Annotated in this window: 1 pseudogene; it reads right to left on the reverse strand. The window is 38.2% G+C overall.

Features of this window, described 5'->3' with window-relative positions:
• Positions 1–228, reverse strand: a pseudogene (locus HMPREF2697_RS10620) (IS30 family transposase); the annotation flags it as partial.

Raw genomic sequence — 228 nt, forward strand, 5'->3', positions numbered from 1 at the left:
CAGTATCGGCTTCCCAATCTCCTATTCTAGTTCGATTATTAGCCTCTTCTGGTCTTTCGTGAATTGTATGAGAAATGGATATTTTCCCTCTATTTTCAACATGACCTTTAGTATGACGTGTTTTCCCACGATGACGAAGTTTACGAATGACACCACGAGCACCATGAGATAATGAGTTATCCTCAAAATGTCCTCGATAAATGGCTCTATAGATTGTTTGATAACTAA

The organism is Streptococcus sp. HMSC064D12 (genome assembly GCF_001837205.1).
GTDB lineage: Bacteria > Bacillota > Bacilli > Lactobacillales > Streptococcaceae > Streptococcus > Streptococcus salivarius_D.